This is a genomic window from Psychrilyobacter sp., from assembly GCF_049671765.1.
Lineage (GTDB): Bacteria > Fusobacteriota > Fusobacteriia > Fusobacteriales > Fusobacteriaceae > Psychrilyobacter.
Map to the genome: position 1 here is coordinate 1 of NZ_JBATVM010000078.1, position 6,757 is coordinate 6,757.

The following is a 6,757-nucleotide window of genomic DNA, read 5'->3' on the forward strand; positions in this document are numbered from 1 at the left end:
ATATTAAGAATGTTAGTGATAATTTATCCAGAACAAGTAGAAAAATATATGTAAAAAAAGAGCCGTTTTAACAGCTCTCCTCTAGTAGTTAGGAATTGAATGTACACGTAATTCGGGATAGACCCACCAAAACCTGTAAACTAGACACTATAAAAGAAGTGTTAAAGTCTACAGGTTTTTTTATACACTCCAAGTTATTAATAAAATCAGGTCTTTATGCTAATGTTGCAACCATAATTGCTTTTATTGTATGTAATCTATTTTCTGCCTGTTTAAATACAATAGATTTTTTTCCTTCAAAAACTTCACCCGTAACTTCCATTTCTATAATACCAAATTTTTTAAAAATTTCTTTTCCTAAAACTGTTTTTTGATTATGAAATGAAGGTAGACAATGTAAAAAAATAGAATCTTTTGCAGTCATATCCATAAGATTTTTATTTACTTGATATGGAAGTAATTTCTCTATTCTTTCCTTCCAAACTCCTGGGTCCTCTCCCATAGACACCCATACATCTGTATATACTACATCTATATCAGTCACACCATCTTCCAAAGAGTCAGTGAAGGTAAGTTTAGCACCTGTAGTTTTAGCAATTTCTTGCGCTTTATTTATTAATTCTTTTTCTGGAAAAAGATCTATAGGAGCTACAATTTTAAAATCCATACCAACCATGGCTGCTCCTATCATTAGAGAGTTTCCCATATTGTTTCTGCCATCTCCAAGATATGCCATTTTTATTCCCATTAATTTCCCATATTTTTCTTTAATAGTCAAAAAATCTGCCAATATTTGTGTTGGATGAAATTCATCTGTAAGACCATTCCATACAGGTACTCCTGCATATTTTCCTAATATTTCTACAGTCTCTTGAGCATATCCTCTATATTGAATACCATCATAAAAGCTACCTAAAACTCTAGCAGTGTCTTCTATAGATTCTTTTTTCCCAATCTGACTTCCAGAAGGCCCTAGATATGTTACATTAGCTCCTTGATCCATAGCTCCTACTTCAAATGCACATCTAGTTCTAGTAGAATCCTTTTCAAAGATAAGAACAATATTTTTTCCTAAAAGATGTTTCTTTTCTATTCCATTTTTTTTGTCATTTTTTAATTTAGATGAAAGCTCTAAAAGGTAGTTAAATTCCTCTGTACTATAGTCTAATAATTTTAAAAAATTTTTATTTTTTATCATTTTTCCCCCTTAAATTCCTTAAATATATTTTTTAATACGATATAAATTTCCTCAATTTCGATTTCTTTTACATTAAGAGGTGGAATGACTCTCAATACATTATCTCCAGCTCCAACTAAAAGCACATTATTTTCTAGTGCATATTTTATAAAATTACTAGGGTTTTCGTTTAATTTTAGTCCCTGTAATAGTCCAATTCCTCTCACCTCTTCTATAAGATTAAATTCTTCTTTTAGAAGTTCTAACTTTTCTTTTAGAAGTTTTGATTTTTTATCTACTCCATCAAGGATACCCTTATAAACAAGTTCTGTTAAAACAGTATTTGCGATAGCACAACTGAATGCATTCCCTCCAAAGGTAGTCCCGTGATCACCAGGAACAAAAATATTAGCTTTTTCATTGACAAGGACTGCTCCTATAGGGATTCCTCCTCCAAGGCCCTTTGCCATGCAGACCACATCAGGGATAACACCAAATTTTTCATAGGCAAAGAAACTTCCACTTCTACCTATTCCACACTGGATCTCATCAAATATAAGTAAGCAATTCCATTTATCGCAAAGTTCTCTTAATTTTTTTAAAAATTCAATATCTGCCTTTATTAAACCAGCTTCCCCTTGGATAGGTTCAACTATGATTGCACAAGCTCCAGGCATCTTTTTAATAACATTATTGATATTGTTGAATTCACATTCTTCAGTCCCTCCTATCAGTGGTTTGAATTCATTTTGATATTTAGGTTGTCCCGTTACAGAAAGAGCTCCCATGGTTCTTCCATGGAAAGAATCCTTCATATAAAGGATCTTACTTTTCCCATAAGCTTTTACTTTTCCATATTTTCTAGCTATTTTTAAGGCAGCTTCTATAGCCTCAGTTCCACTATTACAAAAGAATACTTTATCATGGTCACTCAATTCTACCAGTTTTTTAGCTAATTCATATTGTTCGGTAGTATGATAAAGGTTTGAAATATGGAGTAGCTTCTCACTTTGTTTTTTTATAGTTTTTATCATCTCAGGATGACAATGACCCAGTGAATTTACAGCAATTCCAGATACGAGATCTAAATATTCGCTACCAGATTCATCATATAGTTTCATACCTTTTCCCGATATAAAATTTTTATCGGGTCTATTGTAAGTATTTATTAACATCTTAACCTCCTTTATTTTTCTTTAAAATTCTCTAGAATTAGCCATTTATAATCATAGTCCCGATACCATCTTTGGTAAATAACTCCATTAAGAGACTGTGTTCTTTCTCACCGTTTAAAATATGCACTTTTCCCACACCGTTTTTCAAAGCAGATACACATGATTCTACTTTTGGAATCATTCCTCCACAGATAGTTTTATCTTGAATAAGTTGGATAACCTCTAAAATATCAATCTCCTTTATGAAACTACTTTTATCCTCTAACTCTCTATAAAGTCCATCTATATCAGTCATCAATATAAGTTTGGTAGCTTTTAGTGCACTAGCTATCTCTCCTGCTACATAATCGGCATTTATATTGTAGGTATTACCATCTTTATCTGTTCCTAGAGGTGCTATTACAGGTATTATTCCTGCTTTAAAAAAATTCTCTATGATACTAGTATCTATTTTTTTTACTTGTCCAACATAACCTATATCTACTTTTTCACCACCTATATCTATATATTTTTTTTCTGCCATGATCATATTACTGTCTTTACCTGTAATTCCTACAGCTCTGGTACCATTTTTATTTAAAAGGGAGACAATTTCCTTATTGACCTTTCCACCTAAAACCATTTCCACTATTTCTATGGTTTCTCTATCTGTCACCCTGTTTCCCATCTTAAATTCAGATTTTTTATTCAATTTACCGAGCATATCATTTATTGCAGGGCCTCCTCCATGAACAACAACAGGAAACATTCCAACATATTTTAAAAGTGCTATATCTCTTATAACTTTTTCCTTGGTCTCTTCATCCTTCATGGCATTCCCACCATATTTTATAACCACAGTTTTCCCATGAAATTCCATGATATAGGAAAGTGCTTGAGACAATATCTTAACGTCTTCCATTTCTTTTCCTCCTTACGTTCTATATGCCCCATTAATTTTCACATAATCGTAGGTTAAATCACAACCCCAAGCTGTAGCTGAATACTTACCATTTTTTAAGTCAATCTCTACTTTAACTTCTGATTTGAGTAATATTTCTTTGGCTTTATCTACATCAAATTTTACTCCCATACCATCTTTAGCTATTTGAATAGATTCATCATTACTAACAAATGAAATATCTATATTATTAGGATCAAATTCAGCGTCTGAATAACCCACTGCACAAAGGATTCTACCCCAATTTGCATCAGCACCAAAGAAAGCACACTTAGTAAGATTTGATCTGATAACTGATTTTGCAGATATTCTAGCATCTTCTAAAGTTTGGGCATTTTTTACCTCTACCTCTATAAGTTTAGTAGCTCCTTCCCCATCTTTAGCTATAAGTTTAGCTAGTTCTATATTGATATAGACTAAGACATCTTTGAATTTTTCAAAATTTTCTCCTACAGTTTCAATTTTTTTATTCTCTGCCAATCCATTTGCTATAACCATAGCCATATCATTAGTACTAGTATCCCCATCTACAGAGATCATATTATAAGACATATCCACACTATCTTTAAATGCTAGATTGAGCATATCCTTACTGATATTTAAATCTGTAACCAAGGTTGAAAGAATAGTTCCCATATTTGGATGAACCATTCCAGATCCTTTGGCTATTCCAGCTAACATTATCTCTTTCCCATCTATCTCAAAGGAAACAGCAATTTTCTTTTCTGATGTATCTGTAGTTAACATGGCGATAGCTGCATCTTGTCCTCCTTGGGTAGACAAGTTTTCACAGCCTTTTTTTATGGCAAAATCTATTTTTTCCATGTCTAGCTGCACACCTATAATTCCAGTCGACTGTATTATCACCTCTTTTTTGTCTACTCCCAATATGTTTGCAGTAAGCTCGGCCATGGCGTTGGCATCTTCTAGGCCTTTTTTACCGGTGCAAGCATTTGCATTTCCACTGTTGACTACTACTACCTTGGTGGTGGAATTTTTAATATGTTCCATATTCATCACTATGGGAGCTGCTTTTACTTTATTTTTTGTAAATACAGCTGAGGCTACAGGCTGTCCTTCTGAATAAATAACACAAAGATCCTTTTTACCACTTCTTTTTAGTCCACCTGATACTCCACTAGCTGTTATTCCACTGACATCTGTTATAGTTTTTCCTATAAGTAATTTCATGATTTACCACTCTCCTTTAAATAAATTGGTATTTACAATAATAGCCTTAATTGCATGTTTTTAAACTCTGATAACTCATTTTTTTTTATGAGATCTATATTTTTATCTTTATCTTTGTTTTCACTAATTGTAGAAAGCTTAATCATTCCTCACCTCCTTTTAGTTTAATTTGATTTAAGGGAAGATAGAGATGAAATCTATCGATTTAGTTTCCTCAAATCCAAACATTAAATTCATATTTTGTATTGCTTGACCGGCTGCACCCTTCATGAGGTTATCTATTGCTGACATAACTATTACCCTTCCTGTTCTTTTATCTACTCTTACAGAAATATCACAATAATTACTCCCCTTTACCCACCTTGTCTCAGGTAGGGTATCTTTGATTCTTATAAATTTATCCTTCTTATATTCATCTAAATATATCTTTTTTAACTCTTTTTCATCGATATTTTTTTTAAGTTTTGCATAGATAACTGATAAGATTCCTCTATTCATAGGGACTAGATGAGGGGTAAATGTAAGAGTAACCTCTTTTCCACTGATTTTACTAGCCTCTTGTTCTATTTCTGGTGTATGTCTATGTGTTCCAACAGCATATGCTTTTATTGATTCACTGCATTCACACATAAGGCTAGAAATTGAAGCACTTCTACCAGCACCACTTACTCCAGATTTTGCATCGATGATAATAGAATCTGTATCGATAAGGTTATTTTTTAATAGTGGAATTATTCCTAATAAACTTGCTGTGGGGTAACATCCTGGATTTGCTACAAGATTACTATTAACTATCTTTTCTCTGTTTAATTCAGTAAGACCATACACTGCTTGAGATAATAGATCTTTTTCTTTACAGGGAACTTTATACCATTCTTCATAGACTTTTTGGTGGTTCAGGCGAAAATCTGCTCCTAGATCTACTACTTTCACTCCTAGATCCAAGGCTTTCTTTGATATTTCAAAGGCTTTTCCATGGGGTAGGGCTATAAAGAGAAGATCTATTTTACTTAGGTTTTCTTCTACCTGTATATTTGAAATACAGACTTTATCAAATTCATGGGAGTAATTTTCATAGATCTTAGAAAATTCCTGATCCACATAACTATGAGATGCAATAAATTTTATTTTTATATGAGGATGAGTTCTCAATAAACCTAAAAGTTGTTGACCTGCATATCCTGTAGCTCCTAATATTCCGACATTTTTCATGTGTTTTCCCCCTCCAATTTATGAACTAATTTTACTTTAAATCCCTATTTTTAACTGTTTTAGCCTATTTTTTTGTATAAAAAATGAGCCTACCGAAAATTTGGCAGACTCCTAGGAATCGACAAAGTTTTTACCGGTTATAAAAAAATATTAAATTATATGATTTGCTCCTTTTGAAGTTTTTCCTTAGCATTTGTGTTCCTCCTCGAAATATTTTTAGAATTTTTATAAATAAAAAACCTGGTATAAGCTTTTTAAACGGGCTTATACCAGGTTTTCCTTAAAACAAAAGCCAACAATATTAATTGCCGGCTTGTTAATGAACTTTTTATATACTCATTGGAAATATCAAATTTCCAAATCTTTGCACAAAAAATTATCAGGTTAATCAAGCCATTTTAGAATGATAGGTTTATTGGGTTTTATTTTCCTTATCCTACTATTCCTGATTAACATAATGGTTCCTCCTTGTGGTTTATTTTTTAATTTAAAATATGATATCAGATGTGATTTGATTATGTCAAGCTTTTTTATATATTTGTTTTATATAGATACAGTATCACATTGCTTTTTATTGATGTTATATGTTATTATTTTATTAAAAAATAGGAGGAAGACAATGTTTGATTATCATATTCACTCGGAATTTTCCGATGATTCGTCGGAAAAAATGAGTAACATCATGTATATAAATATAGCATTGCCTAAGGGCAGATTAGGAAACAAATCATACGATCTTTTGAAAAAAATAAAGTGAGGTATTTTTGGGTGAAGCCTAGTGAGGTACCTATATATGTTGAAAAGGACATTGCAGATATTGGGGTATCTGGCGTTGATAAGATACTTAAAAAAGTAGGAGAAGAATGCACAGAGGTAATCATTGCTACTAAAAATCCTGATAAATTAGAACTAGTATATGAAGCAAATGATCTTTTATACCATCTTTTAGTCCTTTTAAATGAACAAGAAGTAAGCTTAGAAGAGATAAAAAATCAACTTATAAAAAGAATTAAATAAAAAAAAGACAGTCCAATAATTGAATTGGACTGTCTTTTTTTGTGA

General features: G+C 31.9%; 7 protein-coding genes. 2 read left to right on the plus strand and 5 right to left on the minus strand.

All coding sequences use genetic code 11. The features are described from left to right. Positions 1-214: 214 nt before the first annotated feature. From argF to argC, 5 genes are all read right to left on the minus strand, one after another. Positions 215-1,198, minus strand: coding sequence for an ornithine carbamoyltransferase (argF, locus tag WBG30_RS03855; protein WP_424503328.1), 984 nt, complete (start codon positions 1,196-1,198; stop codon positions 215-217). Further along, positions 1,195-2,352, minus strand: coding sequence for an aspartate aminotransferase family protein (locus tag WBG30_RS03860; RefSeq protein ID WP_424503329.1), 1,158 nt, complete (start codon positions 2,350-2,352; stop codon positions 1,195-1,197). Before WBG30_RS03860 ends, argF begins: the two co-directional genes overlap by 4 nt. Positions 2,353-2,389: 37 nt before the next feature. Next, positions 2,390-3,253, minus strand: a complete 864-nt coding sequence (gene argB, locus WBG30_RS03865) for an acetylglutamate kinase (protein ID WP_424503330.1) — start codon at positions 3,251-3,253, stop codon at positions 2,390-2,392. A gap of 12 nt (positions 3,254-3,265) precedes the next feature. Then, positions 3,266-4,483 (minus strand): bifunctional glutamate N-acetyltransferase/amino-acid acetyltransferase ArgJ, encoded by a 1,218-nt coding sequence (gene argJ / locus WBG30_RS03870; protein WP_424503331.1) that lies wholly within the window; start codon positions 4,481-4,483, stop codon positions 3,266-3,268. Positions 4,484-4,657: 174 nt separating this feature from the next. Next, positions 4,658-5,695, minus strand: a complete 1,038-nt coding sequence (gene argC / locus WBG30_RS03875) for an N-acetyl-gamma-glutamyl-phosphate reductase (RefSeq protein ID WP_424503332.1) — start codon at positions 5,693-5,695, stop codon at positions 4,658-4,660. A 619-nt stretch (positions 5,696-6,314) separates the two neighbouring features. On the opposite strand from argC, the gene WBG30_RS03880 reads away from it, so the two are divergent. Then, on the plus strand, positions 6,315-6,452 hold the full coding sequence (locus WBG30_RS03880; protein WP_424503333.1) for a hypothetical protein: 138 nt from the start codon (positions 6,315-6,317) through the stop codon (positions 6,450-6,452). Between the two features lie 11 nt (positions 6,453-6,463). Further along, positions 6,464-6,712, plus strand: coding sequence for a phosphoribosyl-ATP diphosphatase (hisE, locus tag WBG30_RS03885; RefSeq protein ID WP_424503334.1), 249 nt, complete (start codon positions 6,464-6,466; stop codon positions 6,710-6,712). Positions 6,713-6,757: the final 45 nt, after the last annotated feature.

What these genes read in the sequence shown, in the direction of transcription:
- argF (WP_424503328.1), bottom strand. Translation starts at nt 1,198, where the DNA reads ATGATAAAAAATAAAAATTTTTTAAAATTATTAGACTATAGTACAGAG.
- WBG30_RS03860 (WP_424503329.1), bottom strand. Translation starts at nt 2,352, where the DNA reads ATGTTAATAAATACTTACAATAGACCCGATAAAAATTTTATATCGGGA.
- argB (WP_424503330.1), bottom strand. Translation starts at nt 3,253, where the DNA reads ATGGAAGACGTTAAGATATTGTCTCAAGCACTTTCCTATATCATGGAA.
- argJ (WP_424503331.1), bottom strand. Translation starts at nt 4,483, where the DNA reads ATGAAATTACTTATAGGAAAAACTATAACAGATGTCAGTGGAATAACA.
- argC (WP_424503332.1), bottom strand. Translation starts at nt 5,695, where the DNA reads ATGAAAAATGTCGGAATATTAGGAGCTACAGGATATGCAGGTCAACAA.
- WBG30_RS03880 (WP_424503333.1), top strand. Translation starts at nt 6,315, where the DNA reads ATGTTTGATTATCATATTCACTCGGAATTTTCCGATGATTCGTCGGAA.